Consider the following 24395-nt stretch of genomic DNA (forward strand, 5'->3'; position numbering starts at 1 on the left):
AAATCAGCAAAACGAAGACCGAGGCAGAAAAATAGGTGATCCTCTATGCTGATCCGCTTGATCAAGCTTTTGTTCTTTTTGGCGATTCTGGGCGTGATTGGGCTGTCGGGCTATGCCTATCTGGGCGATATGTCGCCCCCCAGCGCGCCGCAAAGTACCACAGTGACGTTGAATGGCGGTTAATGGTCCCTGCAAAGCCGCGATTATAGGCGCGGTTTTGGCCCTGACCGGGGGACCGGTGCAGGCGCAGGTGACGCAAGGCGCGCCCTTGTCGGCAATCGGTTGGCTGTCTGACAGTGTCGCCCTGCCGCCCCCATCCATCGACAGCGCGGTATTGCCCCCTGACCCAAATGAACCAGACGTGACGACAGGCGCATCGGTTGCCCAAGTCACGATGAGCCTTCTGGAAACCCCGGTGCTGGACGCCGTTGGATTGTTGTCCAGCGCGACCACAGGGTTTTCGCGCGATTTGTGGGGCAGTTCCCGCCCGGATGATCTGGCGCGGCGCATCACGGACATGCCTTTGTACCTGTATCCAGCGATGCAGGACCTGCTGAACACGCTTCTTCTGGCCGAGCTCAATCCACCCAAAGGCGCGCGCACCGGCGATGATCGCCTGTTCATGGCACGGGTCGATCGGCTGTTGTCCATCGGCGCCTTGGATCAGGCTGAGGCACTGTTAAACCGGGCCGGAACCAGTAATCCGCGCGTGTTCCGTCGCGGCTTTGACACTGCACTGCTTCTTGGCACCGAGGATCGGTTTTGCGAGATCCTGACGAACTCTCCTGACCTCAGCCCGACCTTCACCGCGCGTGTCTTCTGCTTGGCCCGGTCTGGCGAATGGGACGCAGCAGTCCTGACGCTCGAAACTGGACGCGCTCTGGGGTACATTTCGGATTTCGAGGACGCGCTGCTGGCGCGTTTTCTGGATCCTGAATTGTTTGAAGGCGAGCCTCCCTTGCGGCGCCCGCATGATCTGACCCCCCTGACCTTCCGCATGTTCGAAGCAATTGGCGAGCATATCCCGACCGGAAACCTGCCGCTGGCCTTCGCGCAGGCCGATTTGCGCGCCAATATCGGCTGGAAAGCGCGTGCTGAAGCAGCCGAGCGTCTGGCCCGTGTGGGGGCTGCCACGCCGAACCAACTGCTGGGGCTTTATACTGAACGCCGTCCTGCGGCCTCGGGCGGAATTTGGGACCGGATGCAGAGCGTGCGCCGGCTTGAACAGAGCCTGAGTAGCGGCAATGAAGCCGCGCTAAGCGCATCCTTGACCACCCTCTGGCCGCAGATCGAGGACGCGGCGCTGGAAGTCCCCTTCGCACGCCTGTTTGGTGAGCGGCTGATGTCACAGATTCCGCAACACCCGGACGCACGAGACGTGGCTCTGTCTTTGGGGCTTTTGTCGTCCAAAAGCGAAGAATTCGCGGCTGCGTGGCCAACGCGCAGTACCGGGAAAGAAGCCCTGTTGACGGCGATTGCTTTGGGCAACACAGAGGACGCCTCGGGCTACAACGCAACATCGCGGGCGGTAGTGGAAGGCATGAACGCGCAAGACGTACCGGTGCGCTTGAAATCTCTGATGGAGAGCAACCGGATGGGCGAAGCCATCCTGCGCGCCATTACGCTTTATGAGAACGGAACACACGGCAACCTGGACGAGATCGCGGATGCGCTGGCCTTCTTCCGCCAGATCGGTCTGGAGCGGATTGCGCGCCAAGCCGCGCTAGAGGTTCTGATCCTCGAGAGGCGCGGATGACCCCCGACCACGCGCGCTGGATCTCGGCCTTTCTGGATGCGCAGGCGGCCGAACTTGGCGCATCTGAAAACACACGGCTGGCCTATGGGCGCGACCTGAAGGCCTTTACCGAGTTCATCGAGGACAAATCCAAGCGGTTTGATGACCTGTCACGCGCAGATATCGAAGCCTATCTGGTCGATTGCGACGTGCAGGGTTTGGCGGCCTCGACCCGTGCGCGCAGGCTGTCTTCGATCAAGCAATTGTTTCGCTTTGCCTATGAAGAAGGCTGGCGCACGGACAATCCAGCCCTGAAAATTCGCGGGCCGGGGCAGATGAAATCGCTGCCGAAAACCCTGTCGGAAGAGCAGGTAGAGGCGCTTTTGGGCGCCACCCGCGCCGTGGGACGCACGGATGCAGACCGGCTGCGCAATATCTGTTTGATGGAGCTGCTCTATGCCACCGGGATGCGCGTCAGTGAACTTGTGTCCCTGCCCGTTTCCGCTACGCGCGGCGATCCCCAGCTTCTTCTGATCCGCGGCAAAGGCGACAAGGACCGGCTGGTGCCGCTGTCGTCCGAGGCCCGCGCCGCGCTGTCTGACTGGCTGGAGTATCGCGACACTGCCGAAGACACCGCGCGGATCGAGAAAGGCGCAAAGCCCTCGCCCTTCCTGTTCCCCTCCACGGGCGCCTCTGGCCATCTGACGCGACACCGGTTCTATGCGATCATCAAGGACATTGCCGTAGCTGCAGGCGTGTCACCCGGCGACGTCACGCCCCACCGGTTGCGCCACGCTTTTGCAACACATCTGCTGGCCCATGGCGCTGACCTCAGGTCAATACAGGCCCTACTTGGCCACGCCGATCTTGCCACCACCGAAATCTACACGCATGTTCTGGAAGAACGCCTGCGCGAGCTGGTCTTCACCCACCATCCGCTTGCCGAAAAGGACTAGGTCATGAGTGTTCTGGTAACCGTTCTGATCCTGCTGATCGCCGCGCTTCATCTCTATATCCTGTGGTTCGAGATGTTCGCATGGGAAAGCCGCGGCCCGAAGATCTTTCGCAGCTTTCCGAGTGATCTGTTCGCACCGACCAAAGCCATGGCTGCCAATCAGGGGCTCTATAACGGCTTTCTGGCCGCTGGCCTGATCTGGTCACGCCTGATTTCAGATTCCGCTTGGGCGCAGAATGTCGCGCTGTTCTTTTTGGCCTGCGTTGCCGTCGCGGGCATTTTCGGGGCGGCGACCGCATCTAAGAAGATCTTTCAGGTGCAAGCCCTGCCCGCCCTGATCACCATCGGGGTGCTTCTGATCAGCTGATCAGCTGGCGTAGAGCGCCTTCGCGCGCTTTTCGAATGCCGCCACGATCCGGTGCATCGCCTCGTTGAAGACAAGGCCGATCACCTTTTGAAGCATCGGGCTTTTGAACTCGAAATCCACAAAGAACTCGACTTCGCAGCCCTGCGGGTGGTCTTTGAAGATCCAGAAGGATTTCAGGTATTTGAACGGCCCATCGAGATATTCCGTATCAATCCGCTGCCCTGCCTGATCCAAGGTCACGCGGCTGGTAAAGCGTTCGCGGAACACCTTGAAGCTGATAACAAGATCCGCTTCCATCAACTGACGGCCATCGTCCAGCGGCACCACCCGACGGACCCGCGCGGCTGAATTCCACGGCAAAAACTCGGGATAGCGACCAACATCCGCCACAAGATCGTACATCTGGCTGGCCGTATAGGGCATCACGCGTTTTTCGCCATGAGTCGGCATATTGGGCTTTTTCCTTCTCTGTCAGACGCACATGTCTTAGGAATGCAGGCGAGAATCAAGGGGGAAGCAATGGTTCAGCGACCATATGTCATTGATACGCTCATCTCGGCCAAGCAAATCGCGGCACGGGTGGAAGAACTGGCAAAAGAAATCCACGACGAGTTTGATGGTACCGACAAACTGGTTGTCGTCGGGTTACTGAGGGGATCGTTCGTGTTCATCGCGGATGTGGTGCGCGAACTGGACCTGCCCGTCGAGGTCGATTTCCTGGAAGCGTCCTCTTACGGAAACTCGACCGAAAGCAGCCGGGAAGTCCGTATTCTCAAGGACTTGCGCGGCGAGATTGCCGGACGCGATGTGCTGGTGGTCGAGGATATCGTCGACACAGGCTTTACTCTGCAACACGTGATCAAGCTGTTGCATGCCAAGGGCCCGCGCAAGCTGCGCACCATCGCCCTTCTGGACAAGCCGTCCCGACGCGAGGTCGATGTGAAAGCCGACTGGACCGGGTTCGAGATCCCGGATGAATTCGTCGTCGGCTATGGCATCGACTTTGCGCAACGCAATCGCAACCTGCCCCATATCGGCAAGGTGCGCTTCTTGGATACCCAAGACGGCGAGAGCTGAGCAATGAACCCGCTTTGGCTTCTCAGGATGTCAAAATGGGCGCGTAACCCGCCCTCGGCCAAACGGGTGGTGCTTGGCCTTGTCGTGATTGCGATCTGTCTGGCGTTGTTCGCGTATGAATACTTCATTGGTGCGCCCGACTGGATGGAAATCGAGCGCATCAGAAGGCCTAAGTCTTAATCATATCAGGCTTTTGCAAGACTTTCTTCACGCGCCTTGCGCAGCTGCGCGAAGTCATCACCTGCGTGATAGGACGAGCGTGTCAGCGGGGTGGCGGACACCATCAGGAAGCCCTTACCGTAAGCCGCCGTTTCGTAATCCTTGAACTCGTCCGGGTGCACAAAGCGCTCGACCGCGTGGTGCTTCGGCGTGGGCTGCAGATACTGCCCGATGGTCAGGAAATCGATGTCCGCGGCGCGCATATCATCCATGATCTGCATGACCGCCTGACGATCCTCGCCCAGCCCGACCATGATGCCGGATTTGGTAAACATCGAGGGGTCCAGTTCTTTCACGCGCTGGAGCAGACGAAGCGAGTGGAAATAACGCGCGCCGGGGCGTACTTCAGGGTACAGGCCCGGAACGGTTTCGAGGTTGTGGTTGAACACGTCAGGACGCGCTTCAACGACGGTTTCCAGCACGCTGTCGTCACATTTCAGGAAGTCCGGCGTCAGGATCTCGATCGTCGTATCGGGCGACTGGTGACGGACGGCACGGATCGTCTGGGCAAAATGCTCTGCCCCACCGTCTTTCAGGTCATCCCGGTCCACCGAGGTGATGACAACGTGGTTCAGACCCAGTTTCTTCACCGCATGTGCCACACGGCCCGGTTCGAACGCGTCCAGATCATCCGGCTTGCCGGTGGCGACGTTGCAGAAGGTGCAGCCACGGGTACAGATCTCGCCCATGATCATCATGGTGGCGTGGCCTTGGCTCCAGCACTCGCCTGCATTGGGGCAACCTGCCTCTTCACAGACGGTGACCAGATTGTTCTCGCGCATGATCTTATGCGTCTCGGCATAGCCCTTGCCGCCGGGCGCCTTCACACGGATCCAGCTGGGTTTCTTGGGCTGAGCGTTATCCTTGCGATGCGCCTTTTCAGGGTGGCGGCTTTCAGGGATTTTCAGATCACGCATGGCTTTCCTCCGGGCCAGTAGTTCTGACCTATATAAGCGCCCCGTGCCCCCAAGTCACCTTCAAAGCTTGTTTTCCAGATATGCAGTGGGCGCATAGCCAAACGCCGGAACGACCCAAAATGACGCGGTGCAGAAAAACCCCGTTGAGCACCATTTGGAATCGTTCTAATCCTTCCATCAACGCGCGAAGCGATTCCCAGCCACGCGCTTAGACAGTAAAGGATTTTCCCAATGAAAGCAGGCGTTACCGTCCCCAACATCACCTTCCGCACCCGCGTTCGTGATGAAAGCATCGAAGGCCCGAACCCGTTCCGCTGGCAGGACATGACCTCGGACGATTACTTCAAAGGCAAGCGCGTTGTTCTGTTCTCGCTGCCCGGCGCGTTCACCCCGACCTGCTCGACCTATCAGCTGCCCGGCTATGAAAACGGCTTTGCCGATTTCGCCGCGGAAGGCATCGACGAGATCTACTGCATGTCGGTCAACGACAGCTTCGTCATGAACGCTTGGGCGCGCAACCAAGAGCTGGAAAACGTCAAAGTCATCCCCGATGGTTCGGGCGAGTTCACCCGCCTGATGGGTATGCTGGTTCAGAAAGACAACCTGGGCTTCGGCGCCCGCTCGTGGCGCTATGCTGCCGTCATCAACGACGGTGTTGTAGAAGCATGGTTCGAAGAGCCGGGCCGCTGCGACAACCACGGCGAAGACCCCTATGGCGAAAGCGCGCCGGAAACCGTACTGGCATGGCTGAAAGAGGCCAAAGAAGCTGTGGCGTAAGCGATTGCTTTGGATTTAGAAAGGCCGCTGATTTCAGCGGCCTTTTTTTATGCGGTGATTATTAAGTGGCTTGGGACGAATTTTGTTTTGCTGGCCATTTCAGTCATTTCAAGCAGGAGTTCGCAGTTTTTTTGCATGTTCTAGCTGGAACGATTACGTCATTAAGTCGAAGAAGCCTGCGGTTGGAGAAATGAATGAGCATTTTCTTTATTGATGGTGAAAAAACCGTGTGGAATCCCGGAAACTCCACCGCAAGGCTATACTTGGATATGACGCGGAGTCTCGAGAGTTTTTTGGGCGTGCCGTCGGGATTGTCCAAGATAATAGCAGACGAAGTTCACATCGATGCCGGATTGATGAGAGTGTTTGTTTCAAAGTATGAGAGGCAGGATCATCAGATTGTACTGACGCTTGCTGAGGGACACTATCTTGTAACGTGTGTTTTGTGCTCTCGCATGGATATTCCTGTGTCTTTAGATTCAAGGCGAATTAAAGAACACTCTGCTAAAATGCCAATCTAGTGCAGACTAGCTGCAAGATCAGCAAAGCTTGAGAACCACCTATAGAAGCTGTTCTAGCAGCAATCGCTGCCAACCGGCTTCAGCCCCTTCAAGAACCGTGCCGCATTCGCCTGATACCCCAGAGCCGAGGCTTCGAGCCCCTTGATCGCCGCCGCATCCAACTCGCGCACCACTTTCCCCGGTGCGCCCAGAACCATCGATCCGTCGGGGATCACTTTGCCTTCCGTCACCAAGGCCCCTGCCCCGATCAGGCAGTTTTTGCCGATCACAGCACCGTTCATCACGGTGGCGTTCATGCCAATCAGGCTGCCGTCGCCGATGGTACAGCCGTGCAGCAGCACTTTATGGCCCACGGTGACGTTTTCACCGATGGTCAGCGGAAAGCCCATATCGGTGTGAAAGACGCAGTTCTCTTGCACGTTCGAGCCTGCGCCCACGTGGATCAGCTCGTTATCGCCGCGCAGGGTCGAGCCGAACCAGACCGAGGCTTTCGAATCGATCTGCACCTTGCCGATCAGGTTGGCATCCGGCGCGATAAAGGCGTCTTCGGCAATCTCGGGCGCGATCCCGTCCAGTTCATAGATCATGCGTCTCCCTCCTCAAACTCGGCTTGCAGCTTGCGCACGTGGTCCAGCAGGCTGGGCTGCTGGTTTCGGCGCTGGCGGGTGGCTTCGACGATGGTGATCAGCTTTTGCGCCGTCGCCTCAAGGTCGTCATTCACCAGCACATAGTCATAGCTACCCCAGTGGCTGATCTCGTCCCAGCTTTTCTGCATCCGTTTCTGGATCACCTCATCGCTGTCCTGACCGCGACCCACCAGACGGGACCGCAGTTCTGTGATCGAGGGCGGCAGGATGAAGATCGACAGGGAATGTGACGCCATGGACGAGTTGCGGATCTGCACCTCGCCCTGCCAGTCCACGTCAAACAGCACGTCCTTGCCGCTTTCAATTGCCTCACGGACGGGCGCGGCGGGCGAACCGTAGAAGTTCCCGAAGACGTGGGCGTGTTCCAGCATCTCGCCCTTGATCACCATGTCCTTGAACTTGGCTTCGTCAACGAAGTGGTAATCCTTGCCGTCCACTTCGCCGTCACGGGGCGCACGCGTCGTGGCCGAGACCGAGAAGCTGAGCGTCGGATCCCATTCCATCAGCCGCTTGGCCAGCGTCGATTTCCCCGCGCCGGATGGCGAGGACAGGATGATAAGAAGGCCGCGACGGTTTTCCGGGGTACTCATGGGGTCACTCCACGTTCTGAACTTGCTCGCGCATCTGATCAATCACATGCTTCAGGTCAAGCCCTACACGGGTCAGTTCGTTAAATTGTGCCTTGGAACACAAGGTGTTGGCCTCGCGGTTAAACTCCTGCATCAGGAAGTCGAGCTTGCGACCAGCGGGGTCCCCAGCGGTCAGGTGTGATCGCGCAACGGTGATATGGGCGCGCAACCGGTCCAGTTCCTCGCGCACATCGGTTTTCACGGCAATCAGCGCCAGTTCCTGTGCCACGCGGTCCTCATCCGCGCCTTCAACCGCGTCCATGACGCGGGCCAGTGCTGTGCGCAGCGCGTCGGCTTGCGCTTGGGAGCGTTCGTCCAGCAACGCTTCCGCCTGCCCGACCAGCACCTCCACCTGATCCACCTGCCCTGACAGTATTTCGGACAGCGCCTGCCCTTCGTCCTGACGCGCGGCCACGAAGGCGTCGACCAAACTGGGGATCTGCTTTTTCAAGGCGTCGATCAGCGGCGCGCGGCTGTCGGCATCTGCGGCACGTACCTCGATCACACCACGCAGCTGCGCAATATCGGCCGGGGAAACCGGTGTCACCGCCAGCCCGCGCATCTCGGCCTCGGTCGAGATGGCCAGCAGGTGCGAGATCGCCTGCCCCAGCCTTTCCGGGTTTACCGCGTATTGCCCGTCGTCATCCGGATGCGAGACGCGTAAGGTGACCGAGACGTTCCCACGCGCGATCTTTTGCTTCAGCGCCTTGCGCAGTGTCTCCTCGACCCCGTCCAGCCCGTCAGGCAGCCGAAGGCGGATATCCAGCCCCCGCGCATTTACCGATCTGAGGTCCCAAACCCAGGTAAATCCGTTGAGTTCGCCAGTGGCGCTGGCGTATCCGGTCATCGAGTAGATCATGGGTGGTTAACCATTTGATAAGATTTTCCGCCAAATTCGATCAGAATGTGACATATTAAGACATCGGTAAGCATTACCTACGTATTCGTTAACAAACGGTCACCGTGAGAACAAGGATCAGGCGGATCCAAAACGGGACCACACTGTCGGGAACAAAGAGATGAAGATCGAGTATTTGCGTAACGGGAATGTTGTCTCGCTGCTGTCGGCCCGGCAGTCCAAATCCTATCCGGCGATTGCACAGGTCGAAGCCTATTGGCATGCCCTTCGCAACGGGCGCCTGTGCCCCACCCGGCAAGAGGTTGATCCTCGTGGCATGGCGGGTGCCCTGCACGAAGCCTTCATTCTTGAAAAGATCGCTCCGGGGCTGGCCCGTATTCGGCTGGCCGGGCAGCATCTGAATGACATTATGGACATGGAAACCCGCGGCATGCCGATCTCGGTCCTTTTCGAGGCCGACGCCCGAAAAGAGCTGCACCGCGCGCTAGAGGCGCTGTTTGATATGCCCGCGCAAGTCACCCTTTCCTTGACCACCCAACCCGGCGCCTTTCGTAAGCCTGTCGAGGCGCAGATGGTGATGTTGCCGCTGCGTGATGAAGACGGCGAAATCACGCGTGTGCTGGGCGCGTTGCAAGTTGATGGCGACCTGAAGCGCGGGCCACATCGGTTCTCGATCCGCTCAGTGGAAACCACCGCCATCATCGTGAAAGCCGAGGCGACCGCATCAATGACGCGTTCTCAGACTGCCTATGACGAGGGTAAAAACGCCGCAACGCGCGCGCAAGAAACGCTGGATCTGCGCTTGGGCACCAGCCCCGGATTGCATCTCGGGCATGTCTATCGCGAGCCCATCCCGGGCGGCGACGACACCTTTCGCAGCTTTGCCGAGGCTCAGCGCCACTTCGATCTGCGAATGGAACTGGACCGGCAGTCTGTCACCGGAAAGCGGGCACATTTGAAACTTGTGACCTCTGACTGATTTTGCCTGTACGTGGGAGCAAGGGGCGTTCTGCACTGCTTCAGGCAAAAAAACGCCCCGGCGACATTGCCGGGGCGTTTACTTTTTCGATCTACGCTGACGCTTAGCTGGCTTTCGCAGCCAAGGCATCCCCGTTGCGACGGGCCGACAGCTCTTCGGCGACCAGGAAGGCTAGTTCCAGCGACTGGCTGGCGTTCAGGCGCGGGTCGCAGGCGGTGTGATAACGATCCGACAGATCTTCGTCGGTCACGGCACGCACGCCACCGGTGCACTCGGTCACGTCCGAGCCGGTCATCTCGAAATGCACGCCACCGGGGACCGAGCCTTCAGCTTTGTGGACGGCGAAGAACTCTTGCACTTCCTTCAGCACGCTGTCGAACGGACGGGTTTTATAGCCCGACGCCGACTTGATTGTGTTGCCATGCATCGGATCACAGGACCAAACGACGTTGGCGCCCTCTTCCTGCACGGTCTTGATCAGACGCGGCAGGTGTTCACCAACTTTACCAGCACCGAAGCGCGCGATCAGAGTCAGGCGGCCCGCTTCGTTTTCCGGGTTTAGCTTCTCAAGCAGGATCTTCAGATCTTCCGCGGTGGTGGTCGGACCACATTTCAGGCCGATCGGGTTGATCACGCCCCGCAGGAATTCAACATGCGCACCGTCGGGCTGACGGGTGCGGTCGCCGATCCACAGCATGTGGCCAGAACCCGCAACGGTCTTGCCGGTGGTGGCATCCAGACGGGTCAGCGCCTCTTCATACTCCAGAAGCAGGCTTTCATGCGAGGTGTAGAAATCCACGGTCTGCAGCGTGTGCATACGGTCGGCGGTCACGCCAGCCGATTGCATGAAATCCAGGCTGTCCTGAATACGCTCGGCCATCGCGCGGTACTTTTCGGCCTCACCCGAGGCCGTGAAGTCCAGCGTCCATTTGTGCACCTGATGCACATCCGCCAAACCACCGGTCGAGAACGCGCGCAGCAGGTTCAGCGTCGCCGCCGATTGCGTATAGGCCTGCAGCATCTTCTGCGGATCCGGGATGCGGGCATCTGCAGTGAAGTCCAGCTCGTTGATGATGTCACCGCGGTAGCTGGGCAGCTCGACGCCATCCACGGTCTCGGTCGGGGCCGAGCGCGGTTTGGCGAACTGACCGGCCATGCGGCCTACTTTGACCACCGGCACCTTGGCGCCGAAGGTCAGGACCATCGCCATCTGCAGCATCACTTTGAACGTGTCGCGAATGCCATCGGCCGAGAAATCGGCAAAGCTTTCAGCGCAGTCCCCGCCTTGCAGCAGGAACGCTTCACCACGCGACGCGCGGCCCAATTCTTCGCGCAGGCGCATGGCCTCGCCGGCAAAAACCAAGGGCGGATACTTTGCAAGTTGCGCCTCGACCTCGGCCAGTGCGGCCGGATCGGTATAGTCTGGCATCTGTACCCTTGGCTTGTTGCGCCAGGTCGACTTGTCCCACTCCGTCATGATTTTCTCCGTAAACTGTCTGTCTTCGCCCGCGATATGGGGCGACGCCCCTTCTATCCTGTCCGGCGTTAACGTGCAAACAGAGTTGTGAAACAGGATTGTGACGGAAAATTCCCATCGTTTGTCGCATTAGCATTGCTAAGCTATGATTGGTAAAAAAGCGACTTGCTGCGGGCCTCTAAACCTGCTGAATTTGTCGCTACCTTTATAGAACCCATGAAGAAAAGGGTGAGTCGGATGGCCAAACTGTCAGAGATGAATGATCAATCCGCGCGCCGGTTTGTATTCGTTCTTGTTGACGGATTCACCCTTCTAAGTTTCGCAGGCGCTGTTGATGCCCTAAGGATCGCCAACCGTGCCAGCGGAACGAAGCTGTATGACTGGGTGATCCTGTCAGAGGACGGCGGCCAAGTGGCCTCGTCCGCTGGGCCAAGCTTTGTCGCGGATGGCCCGCTTGAGGAACTCCGTCGAGATGACACTCTGGTTCTTGTCTCTGGCGTCGATGTACAAAGTAAATGCAGCACCAAACTGCTGAACTGGTTGCGGCGCGAGGCCCGTCGCGGGGTGCGTATCGCAGGGCTTTGTACCGCCGCGCATATTCTGGCAAAGGCCGGGCTACTAAACGACAAGCGTGCCACGATCCACTGGGAAAACCATGACAGCTTCACCGAAGAGTTTGACGAGGTCGAACTGACCAAACGTGTTTTCGTAGTTGATGGCAAGATCATGACGGCGGCTGGCGGCACCGCTGCGATTGACTTGATCCTGAAGGTCATTGCCGAAGATCAGGGCGAGGACGTCGCGAACGTGGTGGCCGATCAACAGATTTACACGACGATCCGGACCGAAAGCGACAGCCAGCGCCTGTCCGTGCCCACCCGCATCGGCGTCCGGCACCCGAAGCTTTCCGATGTGATCCGCAAAATGGAAGCCAACATCGAAGAGCCGATCTCGCCTTCCGTTCTAGCCAGTGAAGTTGGCATGTCCACGCGTCAGCTGGAGCGTCTGTTCCGTCGCTATCTAAACCGCTCGCCCAAGCGCTATTACATGGAGTTACGCCTACAGAAAGCGCGTAATTTGCTGATGCAGACCGATATGAGCGTGATCAACGTGGCCCTGTCCTGTGGCTTCTCCAGCCCTTCGCATTTCTCGAAATGCTACCGGTCGCACTATGACACCACGCCTTATCGTGAACGCGGCAGCCGTGGGGCTAAACCTGCGTGATCCTAAGGACCGAACGGCTTGTCTTGCGACCTCCGCAGGCGCATGACCTCGAGGCACTGCATCACATATTCTCGAACACTCAGGCGATGCGGTTTTGGAGCCACCCAGCCCACGAAACGCTTGAGGAAACCCAAAAAACGCTGGACGGCATGCTGTGGTCCCATCGTGAGACTGGACTGGAGTTCGTGGTCGAACGCGACGGCGTAGTGATCGGCAAAGCAGGACTTTGGCGTCTGGCCGAGTTAGGCTACATCCTGCACCCCGACCATTGGCGACAGGGATTGGCCCGCGAGGCGCTTCGCGCGATCATCGACGCAACGTGGGATAAGTACCCTGCCCAGCTTGAAATCACCGCAGATATCGACCCCAGAAATTCGGCCTCAGCGCACCTATTGGCGCATTTAGGTTTCAAGCTGACGCATTCCGCGCGCGCCACAATCCAGATCAATGGAGAATGGTTCGATAGCGACTATTACACCTTGCTGCGACCGGATCCTGACGGCCCGTAAACACTGGCGTTTTTTTAAGCAAATCGCCTGCTTCGGCCTTTTCTTTTCCGATGTCCGCGCCTAGGGTCGAGACCGGAATTTTCCAATTGGGAGTACACAAAATGAAAAAACTTCTGCTCGCAACAGCAGCCTCCGCTTTGACCTGCGGCGCTGCGTTTGCTGACGATCATGCCGTCAAAATCGGCGTTCTTCTGGCCTTCACCGGCCCTCTGGAATCTCTGGCTCCGCCGATTGCTGGTGGTGCTGAAGCCGCGATCAAAGAAATCAGCGACAGCGGCAAGTTCATGGGCGGCAAGGCTGTCATGCCGGTGCGCGCAGACTCGACCTGTGTCGATTCGGCAGCTGCAACCGCTGCGGCTGAACGTCTGGTGACCGGTGAGGGCGTTGCCGGCATCGTTGGCGCCATGTGCTCGGGCGCAACCGGCGCTGTTCTGACCGGCGTGTCGATGCCGAACGGTATCGCCCAGGTGTCGCCCTCGGCCACCTCGCCCGCCCTGTCGACGCTGGAAGACAACGGCCTGTTCTTCCGTCTGGCCCCCTCGGACGCCCGTCAGGGTGAACTGATGGCGGACATCATCATGGGCAAAGGCATCAATTCGGTTGCCGTGACCTATACCAACAACGACTACGGCAAAGGCCTGGCTGACAGCTTCGCCGCGGCCTACGAAGCTGCTGGTGGCGCGGTCACCATCAACGCCGCCCACGAAGACGGCAAAGCCGACTATTCGGCTGAAGTTGGCGCGCTGGCATCGGCCGGTGGTGATGCACTGGTTGTTGCAGGCTATGCAGACCAAGGTGGTGCAGGCGTGATCCAAGGCGCACTGGACAGCGGTGCGTTTGACACGTTCGTACTGCCCGACGGCATGGTTACCGACGCTCTGACCGCCAAGTTCGGCTCGGATCTGGACGGCAGCTTCGGCCAGCACCCTGCATCGCAGAACGACGGCGCTGTGAAACTGGAAGAGATGCTGGCAGCTGCGGGTATTGACGGTGGTTCGGTCTACGCCAAAGAAGGCTACGACTCGGCTGCTATTCTGCTGCTGGGCATGCACAAAGCAGGCGCCACGGACGGTGCTTCGGTTTCGAAGGCCATTCTGGAAGTCGCCAACGCCCCGGGCGAGCCGATCGGACCGGGTGAACTGGCCAAAGCGCTGGAAATCCTGTCGAACGGCGGCGACATCGACTATGTCGGTGGTTCGGACGTCGAGCTGATCGGTGCCGGTGAAAGCGGTGGTAGCTACCGTGAAGTCGTCATCGAAGGTGGCGAGTTCAAAGAAGTCGGCTTCCACTAAACCGACCTACATAATCACGAAGCAGCCCGGAGTTTTCCGGGCTGTTTCCGTAAGTTACGCCATAAACTTAAAGTGGCAGGAGAATTCAAATGATCGTCATCGAGGATGTCCACAAGCATTTTGGCGGCTTTCGTGCCGTCGATGGGGCAACCCTGACCATCCAGAATAAGTCCATCACCGGACTGATCGGCCCCAACGGCGCGGGCAAAACGACGCTGTTTAACGTCATCGCGGGCGTGTTGAAGCCGACCTCGGGTCGGATCACCATGGCGGGCGAAGACATCACCGGCCTCCCCCCGCACGAACTGTTCCACAAGGGCCTTCTGCGCACTTTCCAGATCGCGCACGAATTCGGCTCGATGACCTGCCGCGAGAACCTGATGATGGTCCCGGGCGGGCAATCCGGCGAACGGCTGTGGGACACGTGGTTTGGGCGTAAGCGGATTGCAGATGAAGAGCGCGCGCTGAAAGCCAAGGCGGACGAGGTGCTGGAGTTCCTGACGATCTCGCACATTGCAGACCTGCGCGCGGGCGAGATTTCGGGCGGGCAGAAGAAGCTGCTGGAATTGGGCCGCACCATGATGGTGGACGCCAAGATCGTCTTTCTGGACGAGGTAGGCGCCGGTGTGAACCGTACGCTGCTTTACACCATCGCCGATGCGATCAAACGCCTGAACGAAGAGCGCGGCTATACTTTCGTCGTCATCGAACACGACATGGATTTCATCGAGAAGATCTGTGACCCCGTGATCTGTATGGCGGAAGGCAAAGTGCTGGCTGAAGGCACGCTGGCCGAGATCAAGGCCAATGAACAAGTGATCGAGGCCTATCTGGGCACCGGCTTGAAAAATAAGGACAAAGTGGGCGCATGAGCGGGAATCCATATCAGGATGATCGTGGCAACAAAGATGCCTCTATCGTCAACCCAAAGGGATCAGGGACGCTGGTTTCGGCCACGGGAACCGGCCATGAAATGCATACGCAAGAGGCCTTCCTGATCGGAGACAGCATGACCGGTGGCTACGGCAAGTCCGGCCCCGACATCCTGCATGACTGCACCATCGCTGTCGACAAGGGCGAGATCGCAGTAATCGTCGGCCCCAACGGCGCGGGTAAATCCACTGGTATGAAAGCCGTGTTCGGGATGCTGAACCTGCGCCAGGGCTCGGTCCGTCTGGGTGGCGAGGACATCACCGACCTGTCTCCTCAGGCGCGGGTGCGCAAGGGCATGGGGTTTGTACCCCAAACCCACAACATCTTCACCTCGATGACGGTGGAAGAGAACCTCGAGATGGGCGGTTTCATCCGCGAGGATGACATTCAGGACACCATCGAGCAGGTCTATGAACTGTTCCCGATCCTGCGCGACAAACGCAACCAGCCCGCGGGCGAGTTGTCGGGCGGTCAGCGTCAGCAGGTGGCCGTAGGCCGCGCGCTGATGACCAAGCCGACTGTCCTGATGCTGGACGAACCCACCGCAGGCGTCAGCCCCATCGTGATGGACGAACTGTTCGACCGCATTATCGAGGTCGCGCGAACCGGGATTTCGATCCTGATGGTGGAACAGAACGCCCGCCAAGCGCTTGAGATCGCTGACAAAGGCTATGTCCTTGTACAGGGCAGCAACGCGCATACTGGATCGGGCAAAGACCTTCTGGCCGACCCAGAAGTCCGCCAATCGTTCTTGGGAGGCTAAGAATGGACTTTCTGAACGCGCTTGTCGCGCTTTCCAACTTTGTACTGATCCCCGCGATCGCCTATGGCAGCCAGCTGGCGCTTGGCGCGTTGGGGGTGACGCTGATCTACGGCATTCTGCGCTTCTCGAACTTCGCTCATGGCGACACGATGGCCTTCGGGGCGATGGTGACGATACTGTTCACTTGGTGGTTCCAGTCGATGGGCATCTCCATCCACCCGTTGCCAACCGCGCTTTTGGCCCTGCCCTTTGGCATCGTGGTCACGGCCATGCTGCTAATCCTAACGGACCGGACGGTGTACCGCTTTTACCGCCGTGTGAAAGCGAAGCCGATCGTGTTCGTCATGGCCTCGATGGGTGTGATGTTCATCATGAACGGCGTTGTGCGTTTCATCATTGGGCCGGGTGATCAACGCTTTGCCGACGGCGAGCGCTTCATCATCCGCGCACGGGACTTTAAGAACGCCACGGGGCTGAACGAAGGTCTGGCCTTCAAAACCTCGCAGGGTATCACCATCGTGACCGCGATCATCGTCGTGGCCGTGCTGTTCTGGTTCCTGAACCGCACGCGTACGGGCAAATCGATGCGGGCATTCTCGGACAACGAGGATCTGGCGCTGCTGTCAGGCATCAACCCCGAGCGCGTGGTGATGATCACATGGATCATCGTGGCTGCCCTGATCACCATCGCGGGCACGCTCTATGGGCTTGATAAGACCTTCAAACCCTTCACCTATTTCCAGCTTCTGCTGCCGATTTTCGCCTCGGCCATCGTGGGTGGTCTGGGCAACCCTCTGGGCGCCATCGCGGGCGGGTTTGTCATTGCGTTCTCTGAGGTCACGATCACCTATGCCTGGAAGAAAGTCGCGGTCTATCTGCTGCCCGAAAGCCTTGAGCCATCGGGCCTCGTTCAGTTGATGTCGACTGACTATAAATTCGCGGTCAGCTTTGTGATCCTGATCGTCGTGTTGCTGATCAAACCTACGGGTCTATTCAAGGGGCAATCGGTATGAGCCAGTCACTTCGTACTCCTGTTCTGTTTTTTGTGGTGGCGCTGCTGTTCATTCTTGAAGGGTCCACCTCGTTCTGGGTGTTCAGCGGTAGCTGGAACTCGTCCCTTGCCATTCTGAACATGGCGCTGATTTCCGCGATCATGGCTTTGGGCGTGAACCTGCAATGGGGCTATGCGGGCCTGTTTAACGTGGGGATCATGGGCTTCGTGGCCCTTGGTGGTCTGGCAACGGTGCTGATCTCGATGCCGGTCACGCATGGCGCGTGGAGCCAAGGCGGCATCGGCATCGTCTTTGGCCTTTTGGTCGGCGCGGCCACGGTTATCGCCGCTGTCCTGCTGCACACGCGCATGGCGGCTGGCCGCAGCCGCACCCTGGCCGTTCTGGGCACGCTGATTGTGGGCTTCTTTGTCTACCGCTATATCTTCGACGCGGGCGTTGCCGGGGTCGAGGCGATCAACCCCGCGCAAACCGGGTTTCTGGGCGGTCTGAACCCCGGCGGTCCCGACAACTACAAGGCACATGGCTATATGACTGTTCTGGCGTGGCCAGTGGGCGGTCTGTTGGCTGCTGGCGCTGCGTGGGTCGTCGGCAAGACTGCTTTGGGGCTACGGTCGGACTATCTGGCGATTGCGACCCTTGGGATCTCGGAAATTGTCATTGCCGTCATCAAGAACGAAGACTGGCTGTCCCGTGGTGTGAAGAACGTAATCGGCCTGCCCCGCCCGGTGCCCTACGAGATCGACCTGCAACAAAGCGCTGATTTCGTGGCCCGTGCAGACAGTCTGGGACTTGATACCACCACCGCCTCGACGCTTGCCGTGAAACTGTCCTACTCGGCGCTGTTCACCGTCGTTCTAGTGGCCCTGATCATTCTGGCGCAGCTGTCTCTGAACTCGCCCTGGGGCCGCATGATGCGTGCGATCCGGGATAACGAGGTTGCGGCTCAGGCGATGGGCAAGGATGTCACCAAACGGCACCTGCAAATCTTCGTCTTGGGATCGGCCCTGTGCGGTCTGGCGGGCGCCATGATGACCACGCTGGATGGGCAATTCATTCCGGGCACCTATCAGCCGCTGCGTTTTACCTTCCTCATCTGGGTGATGGTCATCGTGGGTGGCTCGGGCAACAACTTTGGGTCTGTCCTTGGCGCCTTCCTGATCTGGTACCTCTGGGTTCAGGTGGAACCGCTGGGCCAATGGTTGATGGCAGTGATCACCTCCTCGATGGCTGACGGCTCTGCCCTCAAGGATCACCTGATCAATTCGGCAGCCTATATGCGCCTGTTCTCGATGGGGATCGTTTTGCTTTTGGTGCTGCGGTTCAGCCCGCGCGGCCTGATCCCCGAGAAGTAAACCATGACGGCGGCCAATATCGCGATTGTGCTGTTGGCCGCCGGTCAGTCCCGCCGCATGGGACAAGACAAGCTTCTGAGGCAGCTTCCAAGCGGGGAGCGCCTTTTAGAAAACCGCATCCACACAATTCTTGCTGCCGGGTCTGTGCCCTATGTCGCCGTCCCGAATGAGCCGCAGAAGGCCGGGCTAGTCGCCAAAACCTCTGCCATCCCCGTGCAGGTCTCCGGTACGGCACAGGGCATGGGCGACAGCATTTCAACCGCCATACGCGTGCTCCCTGAGGATATCGCAGGCATTATGATCTTGCTGTCTGACCTGCCGGATGTGACTGCGGACGATCTGCGCGCCCTGCTGACCCGTTTTGACGGAGAAACGATCCTTCGGGCGGCGACCGAGGCGGGGAAACCGGGCCACCCGGTAATCTTTCCCGCGCGCTACCGCCCGCAACTCGAGGCTTTGTCAGGGGATATTGGAGCGCGTGATCTGCTGAAGTCAGAACCCGTCGACCTGCATCCCCTGCCCGGCCAGAACGCTGTGCGGGATCTGGACACCCCGGAAGATTGGACAGTTTGGGAAGAAGGCGTACTTACGCGCCCGAGAAAATAACGCTCGCCTCGCGCCGATCAATCACCAGATGGTCCCGCAAATACGAGGCGATCCCCTGGCGACTACGCAATCTGGGACATGCGTCCAGAATTTCTTCAGCGGCGTCTGGCGCATCACGGCGGATCAGATCGATCTCGGGGATCAGGCTTTCCACCCAATAGTCGCCACAGCGGATCATTTCGGTCTTATCGAGAAGAATGTGCACCATCATGGGCGACACCGTCGCATCCGCCTTTGCCTGACCGAGTTCGGCCAGCATGTCAGCCGCGCAGACAACCTGCGCTTCGCCTGTCAGCATTTCACAGAACGGGTGGTCGACCAGAACCAGTGTTCCCGGTGTCAGCAACGCGCCGGACTGGCCATCCGAAAGCTCGGGGAAGCGGATCGGCGCGGTGTTTCGGGACTTGGACATGGCCGAGTGGCCCAACCAGCGAATGGGGGCAAACCGCCCTTTCAGCGTACGCACTTGATCTCCGGCCTGAAGCGCCCGTGCGGGCACTGCCCCGCGTGCCGTTTCGACCATCGTGTTGGCAGAAATGCCTGACAGCGCCCCGCTCAGGGTCGCACGACGCGATTCATTTTGCGTCGAAACGGACGTGTCATTCCGGACAGCCGGCACCCCCGGCCACGATACGCTCAAGTCGTCCTCAATTCTGAAATCACGAAGTACCAAAGTGTTCGCCACAACTCGTATTGATGGTTGGGTAGCTGTTTTTCCAGCTTTCATTAAGGGGAATTTACCGGAAGAACGTGCCTAAAGTGTGAAATAACGACAAAGAAACCGGATTCTTGCGTTTACGCCACGCGCGACAAGCTCCGGGAAGGCGCGTTGGGCCTACGCGACCTGACACAAGTCCTTGTTTTTGTGTTAAATATTAGAGATCCGAGGTGCAACCAACCTTGCGCAACCGCAATACACAACTGCCGATTGTTTCTAAAATGCGGGAAGTTCTACACAAACGTGTTCACCTTCCACGATCTTACCACGCGCATGTATAGATCGGTCACTGGCGTCGCTGATCTACGGTAGAGAGATACGCCCAATTTAAGTGAAATACGGCGCAAAGAAGGCAGGACCGTCTAGACGTCAAGCTGATCAAGGGAATCGGTCAGATCCTTCAACAGCACCTCGGGTGGTTCGCAGCCGATGGACAGTCTTACATATCCATTAGGGACATCATCCCCCCAGCGCGCACGCCGCTCGGCCGAGCTGTGGACGCCCCCGAAAGAAGTCGCGGGGCGCAGATAGTGGCATTGCGTGATAAAGCGTTCAGCACGCTCTTCAGAACCCAGATTTATGCCGATCAGGAAGCCATAACGGGCCATCTGTGTAGTTGCCAAATTGTGGGATGGATCGGTTGGAAGTCCCGGGAAACGCGTCGCCTGAATGGCGGGATGAGCAGCCAGAACAGGGGCAATCACCTCGGCGGTGTCGCACATACGGGTAAAGCGCAGTTCCAGCGTCTCAAGCCCGCGATAGAGCGCCCATGCTGCGTGTGGCGAGGGGATCGCACCGGACATCTTCCGCCAATTCTTGACCCGCTCCAACAGTGCCTCGTCTCGGGTGGCCACATGGCCCATCAATAGGTCCGAATGCCCACCCGGTGCCTTGGTGTCCGAGGCGACGACAACATCTGCGCCAAGATCCAGTGGGCGCTGCCCAAATGGCGTCAGTGTGGTGTTGTCGACAATGCTGATCCCGCCAGCCGCGCGCACCTCGGCACAGATCGCTTGCAGATCACAAAGGTCGAGACCGGGGTTCGAGGGTGTCTCGATAAAGACCACGTCAAACCCGGCAATTCCGCCCTCAGAAAACTGAGCTGTTGGGCGCTCGGTGACCTCTACGCCAAACGTGGCCAGAAATTCGGACGACAGCACCCGGGTGACGTAATACCCGTCCGAGGGCACCAACAGGCGCTTGCCCGCCCCCAGTGAGGCAAACAACGCCGCCGAGATCGCAGCCATCCCCGACGGAAGCGCGACGCAGGGCGCGTCTTCCAAGATCGCCAACGCCTCTTCCAGCGCCTCCCATGTGGGATTGTCCACGCGGCCATAGCCGGGCGTATCTGCCGGATCGCCGGGCAGATGAAACATCGAGCTTGTGGTGATCGGAAGCGCGATTGGGTCGCCCTTGGACAGCCCTTGCCCGCGGTGATGCAACAGCTCGGCCGCGCGGGCCAACGGATTGAGATCTTTGGGTGTTTTGCGCATAGCATGCTCCGGTCAGCCACCGGCAGTCATGTATCACGAATTCGGCGGGAAAGTGGTGCCCAAGGTGGGACTCGAACCCACACGCCCGTGAAGGCGGGGGATTTTGAATCCCCTGCGTCTACCATTCCGCCACTTGGGCACTGTTCGGTTTGGATATCCAAGCCACGGGGCAAGGTCAACGGCATTTCCGCCCCTGCCCCGTGCTATTTTTTCGCCGTCAGAACAAGACCCCGACCAGCCACAACGTGATCCCCGGGAAAGCCACCAGAACGACCACGCGGATCAGGTCGGACAGCACAAAGGGTGCCACGCCGCGATAGGTCGCGCTCATCGGGATGTCGCGGGCCATCGAGTTGATGATGAACAGGTTCATCCCAACTGGCGGGGTGATCAGGCCGACCTCAACCACGATCAGGGCAAGGATACCGAACCAGATGCCGGCCTCTTCCGGGGTCAGGCCGAAGTCCAGAACCTCGATGATCGGATAGAAGATCGGGATGGTCAGCAGGATCATTGACAGGCTGTCCATGACACAGCCGAAGACCAGATAGGCGATCAGCATCATAGTCAGGACCAGAAGCGGTGCGTAGCCTTGGCTCGATACCCAGTCCGCCAGCATTTGCGGCGCTTGGGTGAAGGCGAGGAACGAGTTGAAGATCTGCGCGCCAAGCACGATGAAGAAGATCATCGCGGTGGATTGCGCGGTGGCCAGAACGCTGTCCAAGAAGCCTTTCCAAGTCAGACCGCCGGTCATCACCCCGTAAAGACCCGTGGCAACAGCACCAACAGCCGCGCCTTCGGTCGGGGTGAACAGCGCCTGCACGCCCACTTTCGACCAGTTCCAGTCACCGGCGATGCCGCCCATGACAAGGCCGAAGATCACGACCACCGGCCAGATCGACAGAAGCGTCTTGAAGCGCTCGGCATAGGGGACACGTTCCGCCGTGGTCGCGCTGTCCGGGTTGATGCGCACCATGACCGCCACGGTCAGCATATAGCCAAGCGCCGCCAGAATGCCCGGCACCAGCGCCGCGATGAACATCTTCACGATGTTTTGCTCGGTCAGGATCGCGTAGATCACCAGAATAACCGAGGGCGGGATCAGGATGCCCAGCGTACCACCAGCCGCCAGAACACCGGTCGACAGCGCATCGGAATAGCCACGCTTACGCATCTCAGGCAAAGCCACCTGCCCCATGGTCGAGGCGGTTGCCAACGACGAGCCGCAGACCGCGCCAAAGCCCGCACAGGCGCCAACGGCCGCCATCGCCACACCACCTTTGCGGTGACCCAGCCAGTCCGAGGCCGCGTTAAACAGCGCGCCTGACATGCCAGACTTGGTTGCAAACTGCCCCATCAAGAGGAACAGCGGCACGATCGACAAGGAATAGCTGGAGAATGTGTCATACGAGAGCGTCTTTAGCTGGCTCAGTGTGACCGAGGGGCGGCCCATCATGTACCAGATGCCGAAAAAGCCGGTCAGACCCATCGCCAGACCAATCGGCAGGCGCAGGAAAATCGCCAAAAGCATCAGCGCAAAGGCGACAATTGCAAGTTCGATACCGGTCATACGTGTTGCTCCTTGCCGTCAAGCACCCAATTGAACGACCGCCATGTGGTATAGATGGCGACCACGAGGAAGAACGCCGCGCCGATCAGGCACAGGCCGAAGGGGATCCACAGGGGAACCTCCAGCTCATACGTGCTTTCGGCGAAGAAAGGCTTCGAACCCATACCAAGCACGCTGCGGAACGCGTCCGAACCGAAGGGGAATTTTTCGCCAAAGCCCAGCCACAGACGCCACAGGATGATGAAAGCCGCCCCGGTCAGGAATACGTCGCCGATGAAGCCCAAAAGCGCTTGGATGCGCTCAGGCAGGCGCGTGATGAAGATATCTACGGTCACGTGGCCGCGTTTGTACTGACACCACGGCATGAAGGCGAAGACGGCGACGGCGCAGCCCATCTCGACAATCTCAAAGTCGCCTTTGACCGGCGACAGACCATAGCCCGACAACGCCCGCCCGATGATCGAAACCACTGTGGTCATTGCGATGCCGACCAGAACGGCACCCCCCGAATACGCCATCCAGCGACTTAGGAATTCCATGATACGCCCCACCCGGAGCTCGGCAGATTTCGCGATTGCCACGACCTTCCCCCTTCTAACCGTTCAGCACAGGCCAATATGCCACTGCTTGAAAGAAAAACTCCGGGCAGCCCATCAGGCCGCCCGGAGCTGTGTGTGTCACCAGATCACTGGTCCGAGTACTTCGCGACCAGCTCTTTTGCCAGGGCTACCATACCTGCGCCGTCCAGACCCTTCGAGGTCATGTCAGCGGCCCAAGCTTCAACTTGCTTGTCACCCATGGCGCGGATTTCTGCCACCAGAGCGGGGTCCAGCTCGTGAATTTTGTTGTCGGTGCCAGCTACAATCTCGCGGCCGATCACGTCACCTTTGTCGAACGACGCACCTGCCCAAGCCGAAGCTTCCAGACCCGAGTTCGCGTCGATGACGGCTTTCAGGTCATCCGGCAGACCGGCATAGGTGTCTTTGTTCATCGCCCAGATGAAGAAAGTGTTGTACAGCGAACGGTCACCGGGGATCTCGGTGTGGCTGTCTGCCAGTTCATGCACTTTCAGCGGCGGTACGATTTCCCACGGGATTACGCCACCCTCAACAACGCCTTTCGACAGGCTTTCCGGGAAGGTCGGCAGAGGCATACCAACGGGCGTAGCGCCCAGCGTTTCAAACAGGGTGTTTGCCTGACGCGACGGACCGCGCAGTTTCAGACCATCGAAGTCGGCCAGAGCCATGACAGGCTCGCCTTTTTTGTGGATAACGCCCGGGCCGTGTACGTGGACTGCCAGCAACTTAACGTCGCCCATACGCTCCATCAGGTACTTCTCCGAAAACTCCCAAGCGGCCTTCGACGACGCAGCGGCGTTGCGCGAGGTCATGAAGGGCAATTCAAAGGCTTCAGCTTCCGGGAAACGGCCCGGGGTGTATGCGGGCAGCGCCCAACCACAGTCAATTACGCCGTCACGGATTTGGTCGTACAGCGCCTGCGGTTTACCGCCCAGCTGCATTGCCGGATAGAGTTCAACCTTGATGCGGCCACCCGAGTCTTTCTCGATCTTCTCGGCCCAGGGCGCCATGAAATAGAGCGGGGTCGAGCCCTTCGGCGGCAGGAAGTGCTGGCAGCGCAGCGTGACGTCCTGTGCAAAGCTGGCGGTTGCACTCAGTCCAAGTGCGAAGGCACCGGCCAAGGTGGCTTTCATGGTAAGTTTCATTTCGCTTCCTCCCAACGCGAGTGTGTTACAGCTGCCAAGG

The 24395-nt window shown here is 59.0% G+C and carries 28 protein-coding genes and 1 tRNA gene; 17 read left to right on the forward strand and 12 right to left on the reverse strand.

Annotated elements, in window-relative coordinates; all coding sequences use genetic code 11:
• Positions 1–45: 45 nt before the first annotated feature.
• The 4 genes from EOL43_RS15365 to EOL43_RS10825 are packed head-to-tail and all read left to right on the forward strand — an operon-like array spanning position 46 to position 3057.
• Entirely contained in the window at positions 46–183 is a 138-nt protein-coding gene (locus tag EOL43_RS15365; RefSeq protein ID WP_166636227.1) for a hypothetical protein, read from the forward strand.
• Positions 173–1756 carry a hypothetical protein gene (locus tag EOL43_RS10815; RefSeq protein WP_133488412.1) on the forward strand — a complete coding sequence of 528 codons (1584 nt, stop codon included), beginning with the start codon at positions 173–175 and terminating at the stop codon, positions 1754–1756. Before EOL43_RS15365 ends, EOL43_RS10815 begins: the two co-directional genes overlap by 11 nt.
• A complete protein-coding gene (locus tag EOL43_RS10820; RefSeq protein WP_133488414.1) occupies positions 1753–2691 on the forward strand; it encodes a site-specific tyrosine recombinase XerD in 939 nt (312 codons plus the stop codon). The genes EOL43_RS10815 and EOL43_RS10820 overlap by 4 nt, the downstream gene beginning before the upstream one ends.
• Positions 2692–2694: 3 nt before the next feature.
• The gene (locus EOL43_RS10825) at positions 2695–3057 is read left to right on the forward strand and encodes a DUF1304 domain-containing protein (protein ID WP_133488416.1); all 363 of its coding nucleotides are present in this window, start codon (positions 2695–2697) and stop codon (positions 3055–3057) included.
• Here the strand turns inward: EOL43_RS10825 and EOL43_RS10830 are convergent, their stop codons facing one another.
• Positions 3058–3507 (reverse strand): type II toxin-antitoxin system RatA family toxin, encoded by a 450-nt coding sequence (locus tag EOL43_RS10830; protein WP_133488418.1) that lies wholly within the window; start codon positions 3505–3507, stop codon positions 3058–3060. It abuts the gene before it with no gap.
• A 69-nt stretch (positions 3508–3576) separates the two neighbouring features.
• Between EOL43_RS10830 and hpt the strand changes: the two genes are divergently transcribed.
• On the forward strand, positions 3577–4134 hold the full coding sequence (gene hpt / locus EOL43_RS10835) for a hypoxanthine phosphoribosyltransferase (RefSeq protein ID WP_133488420.1): 558 nt from the start codon (positions 3577–3579) through the stop codon (positions 4132–4134).
• A gap of 3 nt (positions 4135–4137) precedes the next feature.
• Positions 4138–4314, forward strand: a complete 177-nt coding sequence (locus EOL43_RS15370) for a hypothetical protein (RefSeq protein WP_166636237.1) — start codon at positions 4138–4140, stop codon at positions 4312–4314.
• 5 nt (positions 4315–4319) lie between these two features.
• Here EOL43_RS15370 and lipA read toward each other — a convergent pair whose 3' ends face one another.
• Positions 4320–5270: a lipoyl synthase gene (gene lipA, locus EOL43_RS10840; RefSeq protein ID WP_133488422.1), complete on the reverse strand. Its 951-nt coding sequence runs from the start codon at positions 5268–5270 to the stop codon at positions 4320–4322.
• Between the two features lie 231 nt (positions 5271–5501).
• Here lipA and EOL43_RS10845 point away from each other — a divergent pair, with 231 nt between their 5' ends.
• Positions 5502–6047, forward strand: a complete 546-nt coding sequence (locus tag EOL43_RS10845; RefSeq protein ID WP_133488424.1) for a peroxiredoxin — start codon at positions 5502–5504, stop codon at positions 6045–6047.
• A 194-nt stretch (positions 6048–6241) separates the two neighbouring features.
• A complete protein-coding gene (locus EOL43_RS10850) occupies positions 6242–6568 on the forward strand; it encodes a DUF6086 family protein (RefSeq protein ID WP_133488426.1) in 327 nt (108 codons plus the stop codon).
• Between the two features lie 53 nt (positions 6569–6621).
• Here EOL43_RS10850 and EOL43_RS10855 read toward each other — a convergent pair whose 3' ends face one another.
• Genes EOL43_RS10855 through EOL43_RS10865 form a run of 3 tightly spaced genes read right to left on the reverse strand, consistent with a single transcriptional unit; the run spans position 6622 to position 8703 of the window.
• Positions 6622–7155: a gamma carbonic anhydrase family protein gene (locus EOL43_RS10855; RefSeq protein WP_133488428.1), complete on the reverse strand. Its 534-nt coding sequence runs from the start codon at positions 7153–7155 to the stop codon at positions 6622–6624.
• Entirely contained in the window at positions 7152–7805 is a 654-nt protein-coding gene (gmk, locus tag EOL43_RS10860; protein WP_133488430.1) for a guanylate kinase, read from the reverse strand. The genes EOL43_RS10855 and gmk overlap by 4 nt, the downstream gene beginning before the upstream one ends.
• A gap of 4 nt (positions 7806–7809) precedes the next feature.
• Positions 7810–8703 (reverse strand): YicC/YloC family endoribonuclease, encoded by an 894-nt coding sequence (locus EOL43_RS10865; RefSeq protein WP_133488432.1) that lies wholly within the window; start codon positions 8701–8703, stop codon positions 7810–7812.
• 160 nt (positions 8704–8863) lie between these two features.
• Here EOL43_RS10865 and EOL43_RS10870 point away from each other — a divergent pair, with 160 nt between their 5' ends.
• Entirely contained in the window at positions 8864–9682 is an 819-nt protein-coding gene (locus EOL43_RS10870) for a PAS domain-containing protein (RefSeq protein WP_133488434.1), read from the forward strand.
• A gap of 103 nt (positions 9683–9785) precedes the next feature.
• Here EOL43_RS10870 and EOL43_RS10875 read toward each other — a convergent pair whose 3' ends face one another.
• A complete protein-coding gene (locus EOL43_RS10875) occupies positions 9786–11159 on the reverse strand; it encodes a class II 3-deoxy-7-phosphoheptulonate synthase (RefSeq protein WP_133488437.1) in 1374 nt (457 codons plus the stop codon).
• A gap of 237 nt (positions 11160–11396) precedes the next feature.
• Between EOL43_RS10875 and EOL43_RS10880 the strand changes: the two genes are divergently transcribed.
• The 8 genes from EOL43_RS10880 to EOL43_RS10915 all read left to right on the forward strand — a co-directional run bounded on the left by EOL43_RS10880 (position 11397) and on the right by EOL43_RS10915 (position 18851).
• Positions 11397–12383, forward strand: a complete 987-nt coding sequence (locus EOL43_RS10880; protein WP_133488439.1) for a GlxA family transcriptional regulator — start codon at positions 11397–11399, stop codon at positions 12381–12383.
• Positions 12380–12892 carry a GNAT family N-acetyltransferase gene (locus tag EOL43_RS10885; RefSeq protein WP_133488440.1) on the forward strand — a complete coding sequence of 171 codons (513 nt, stop codon included), beginning with the start codon at positions 12380–12382 and terminating at the stop codon, positions 12890–12892. The genes EOL43_RS10880 and EOL43_RS10885 overlap by 4 nt, the downstream gene beginning before the upstream one ends.
• Positions 12893–12993: 101 nt before the next feature.
• Positions 12994–14184 carry an ABC transporter substrate-binding protein gene (locus tag EOL43_RS10890; RefSeq protein WP_133488442.1) on the forward strand — a complete coding sequence of 397 codons (1191 nt, stop codon included), beginning with the start codon at positions 12994–12996 and terminating at the stop codon, positions 14182–14184.
• A gap of 89 nt (positions 14185–14273) precedes the next feature.
• Positions 14274–15056, forward strand: a complete 783-nt coding sequence (locus EOL43_RS10895) for an ABC transporter ATP-binding protein (protein ID WP_133488445.1) — start codon at positions 14274–14276, stop codon at positions 15054–15056.
• Positions 15053–15880, forward strand: a complete 828-nt coding sequence (locus EOL43_RS10900; protein WP_133488447.1) for an ABC transporter ATP-binding protein — start codon at positions 15053–15055, stop codon at positions 15878–15880. Before EOL43_RS10895 ends, EOL43_RS10900 begins: the two co-directional genes overlap by 4 nt.
• Before the next feature lie 2 nt (positions 15881–15882).
• The gene (locus tag EOL43_RS10905) at positions 15883–16893 is read left to right on the forward strand and encodes a branched-chain amino acid ABC transporter permease (protein ID WP_133488449.1); all 1011 of its coding nucleotides are present in this window, start codon (positions 15883–15885) and stop codon (positions 16891–16893) included.
• Positions 16890–18245, forward strand: a complete 1356-nt coding sequence (locus tag EOL43_RS10910; RefSeq protein ID WP_133488451.1) for a branched-chain amino acid ABC transporter permease — start codon at positions 16890–16892, stop codon at positions 18243–18245. Before EOL43_RS10905 ends, EOL43_RS10910 begins: the two co-directional genes overlap by 4 nt.
• 3 nt (positions 18246–18248) lie before the next feature.
• A complete protein-coding gene (locus EOL43_RS10915) occupies positions 18249–18851 on the forward strand; it encodes a nucleotidyltransferase family protein (RefSeq protein WP_133488453.1) in 603 nt (200 codons plus the stop codon).
• On the opposite strand, the gene EOL43_RS10920 is transcribed toward EOL43_RS10915, so the two are convergent.
• The 6 genes from EOL43_RS10920 to EOL43_RS10945 all read right to left on the reverse strand — a co-directional run bounded on the left by EOL43_RS10920 (position 18832) and on the right by EOL43_RS10945 (position 24355).
• Positions 18832–19491: a Hint domain-containing protein gene (locus EOL43_RS10920; protein WP_166636238.1), complete on the reverse strand. Its 660-nt coding sequence runs from the start codon at positions 19489–19491 to the stop codon at positions 18832–18834. The genes EOL43_RS10915 and EOL43_RS10920 overlap by 20 nt on opposite strands.
• 440 nt (positions 19492–19931) lie before the next feature.
• Positions 19932–21062, reverse strand: a complete 1131-nt coding sequence (locus EOL43_RS10925; RefSeq protein WP_133488457.1) for a cystathionine gamma-lyase — start codon at positions 21060–21062, stop codon at positions 19932–19934.
• A 53-nt stretch (positions 21063–21115) separates the two neighbouring features.
• Positions 21116–21201: transfer RNA gene (locus EOL43_RS10930), tRNA-Leu, on the reverse strand.
• A gap of 78 nt (positions 21202–21279) precedes the next feature.
• Positions 21280–22632 carry a TRAP transporter large permease gene (locus EOL43_RS10935; protein WP_133488459.1) on the reverse strand — a complete coding sequence of 451 codons (1353 nt, stop codon included), beginning with the start codon at positions 22630–22632 and terminating at the stop codon, positions 21280–21282.
• Positions 22629–23213 carry a TRAP transporter small permease gene (locus tag EOL43_RS10940; RefSeq protein WP_133488461.1) on the reverse strand — a complete coding sequence of 195 codons (585 nt, stop codon included), beginning with the start codon at positions 23211–23213 and terminating at the stop codon, positions 22629–22631. Before EOL43_RS10940 ends, EOL43_RS10935 begins: the two co-directional genes overlap by 4 nt.
• Before the next feature lie 104 nt (positions 23214–23317).
• Entirely contained in the window at positions 23318–24355 is a 1038-nt protein-coding gene (locus tag EOL43_RS10945) for a TRAP transporter substrate-binding protein (protein ID WP_133488463.1), read from the reverse strand.
• Positions 24356–24395 lie beyond the last annotated feature (40 nt).

The sequence above is a fragment of the Aliiroseovarius marinus genome (assembly GCF_004360145.1).
GTDB classification, from domain to species: Bacteria; Pseudomonadota; Alphaproteobacteria; order Rhodobacterales; family Rhodobacteraceae; genus Aliiroseovarius; species Aliiroseovarius marinus.

Excerpts from the sequence above, each read along its gene's own strand:
- EOL43_RS15365 (WP_166636227.1), top strand. The coding sequence starts at position 46 with ATGCTGATCCGCTTGATCAAGCTTTTGTTCTTTTTGGCGATTCTGGGC.
- EOL43_RS10815 (WP_133488412.1), top strand. The coding sequence starts at position 173 with ATGGCGGTTAATGGTCCCTGCAAAGCCGCGATTATAGGCGCGGTTTTG.
- EOL43_RS10820 (WP_133488414.1), top strand. The coding sequence starts at position 1,753 with ATGACCCCCGACCACGCGCGCTGGATCTCGGCCTTTCTGGATGCGCAG.
- EOL43_RS10825 (WP_133488416.1), top strand. The coding sequence starts at position 2,695 with ATGAGTGTTCTGGTAACCGTTCTGATCCTGCTGATCGCCGCGCTTCAT.
- EOL43_RS10830 (WP_133488418.1), bottom strand. The coding sequence starts at position 3,507 with ATGCCGACTCATGGCGAAAAACGCGTGATGCCCTATACGGCCAGCCAG.
- hpt (WP_133488420.1), top strand. The coding sequence starts at position 3,577 with ATGGTTCAGCGACCATATGTCATTGATACGCTCATCTCGGCCAAGCAA.
- EOL43_RS15370 (WP_166636237.1), top strand. The coding sequence starts at position 4,138 with ATGAACCCGCTTTGGCTTCTCAGGATGTCAAAATGGGCGCGTAACCCG.
- lipA (WP_133488422.1), bottom strand. The coding sequence starts at position 5,270 with ATGCGTGATCTGAAAATCCCTGAAAGCCGCCACCCTGAAAAGGCGCAT.
- EOL43_RS10845 (WP_133488424.1), top strand. The coding sequence starts at position 5,502 with ATGAAAGCAGGCGTTACCGTCCCCAACATCACCTTCCGCACCCGCGTT.
- EOL43_RS10850 (WP_133488426.1), top strand. The coding sequence starts at position 6,242 with ATGAGCATTTTCTTTATTGATGGTGAAAAAACCGTGTGGAATCCCGGA.
- EOL43_RS10855 (WP_133488428.1), bottom strand. The coding sequence starts at position 7,155 with ATGATCTATGAACTGGACGGGATCGCGCCCGAGATTGCCGAAGACGCC.
- gmk (WP_133488430.1), bottom strand. The coding sequence starts at position 7,805 with ATGAGTACCCCGGAAAACCGTCGCGGCCTTCTTATCATCCTGTCCTCG.
- EOL43_RS10865 (WP_133488432.1), bottom strand. The coding sequence starts at position 8,703 with ATGATCTACTCGATGACCGGATACGCCAGCGCCACTGGCGAACTCAAC.
- EOL43_RS10870 (WP_133488434.1), top strand. The coding sequence starts at position 8,864 with ATGAAGATCGAGTATTTGCGTAACGGGAATGTTGTCTCGCTGCTGTCG.
- EOL43_RS10875 (WP_133488437.1), bottom strand. The coding sequence starts at position 11,159 with ATGACGGAGTGGGACAAGTCGACCTGGCGCAACAAGCCAAGGGTACAG.
- EOL43_RS10880 (WP_133488439.1), top strand. The coding sequence starts at position 11,397 with ATGGCCAAACTGTCAGAGATGAATGATCAATCCGCGCGCCGGTTTGTA.
- EOL43_RS10890 (WP_133488442.1), top strand. The coding sequence starts at position 12,994 with ATGAAAAAACTTCTGCTCGCAACAGCAGCCTCCGCTTTGACCTGCGGC.
- EOL43_RS10895 (WP_133488445.1), top strand. The coding sequence starts at position 14,274 with ATGATCGTCATCGAGGATGTCCACAAGCATTTTGGCGGCTTTCGTGCC.
- EOL43_RS10900 (WP_133488447.1), top strand. The coding sequence starts at position 15,053 with ATGAGCGGGAATCCATATCAGGATGATCGTGGCAACAAAGATGCCTCT.
- EOL43_RS10905 (WP_133488449.1), top strand. The coding sequence starts at position 15,883 with ATGGACTTTCTGAACGCGCTTGTCGCGCTTTCCAACTTTGTACTGATC.
- EOL43_RS10910 (WP_133488451.1), top strand. The coding sequence starts at position 16,890 with ATGAGCCAGTCACTTCGTACTCCTGTTCTGTTTTTTGTGGTGGCGCTG.
- EOL43_RS10915 (WP_133488453.1), top strand. The coding sequence starts at position 18,249 with ATGACGGCGGCCAATATCGCGATTGTGCTGTTGGCCGCCGGTCAGTCC.
- EOL43_RS10925 (WP_133488457.1), bottom strand. The coding sequence starts at position 21,062 with ATGCGCAAAACACCCAAAGATCTCAATCCGTTGGCCCGCGCGGCCGAG.
- EOL43_RS10935 (WP_133488459.1), bottom strand. The coding sequence starts at position 22,632 with ATGACCGGTATCGAACTTGCAATTGTCGCCTTTGCGCTGATGCTTTTG.
- EOL43_RS10945 (WP_133488463.1), bottom strand. The coding sequence starts at position 24,355 with ATGAAACTTACCATGAAAGCCACCTTGGCCGGTGCCTTCGCACTTGGA.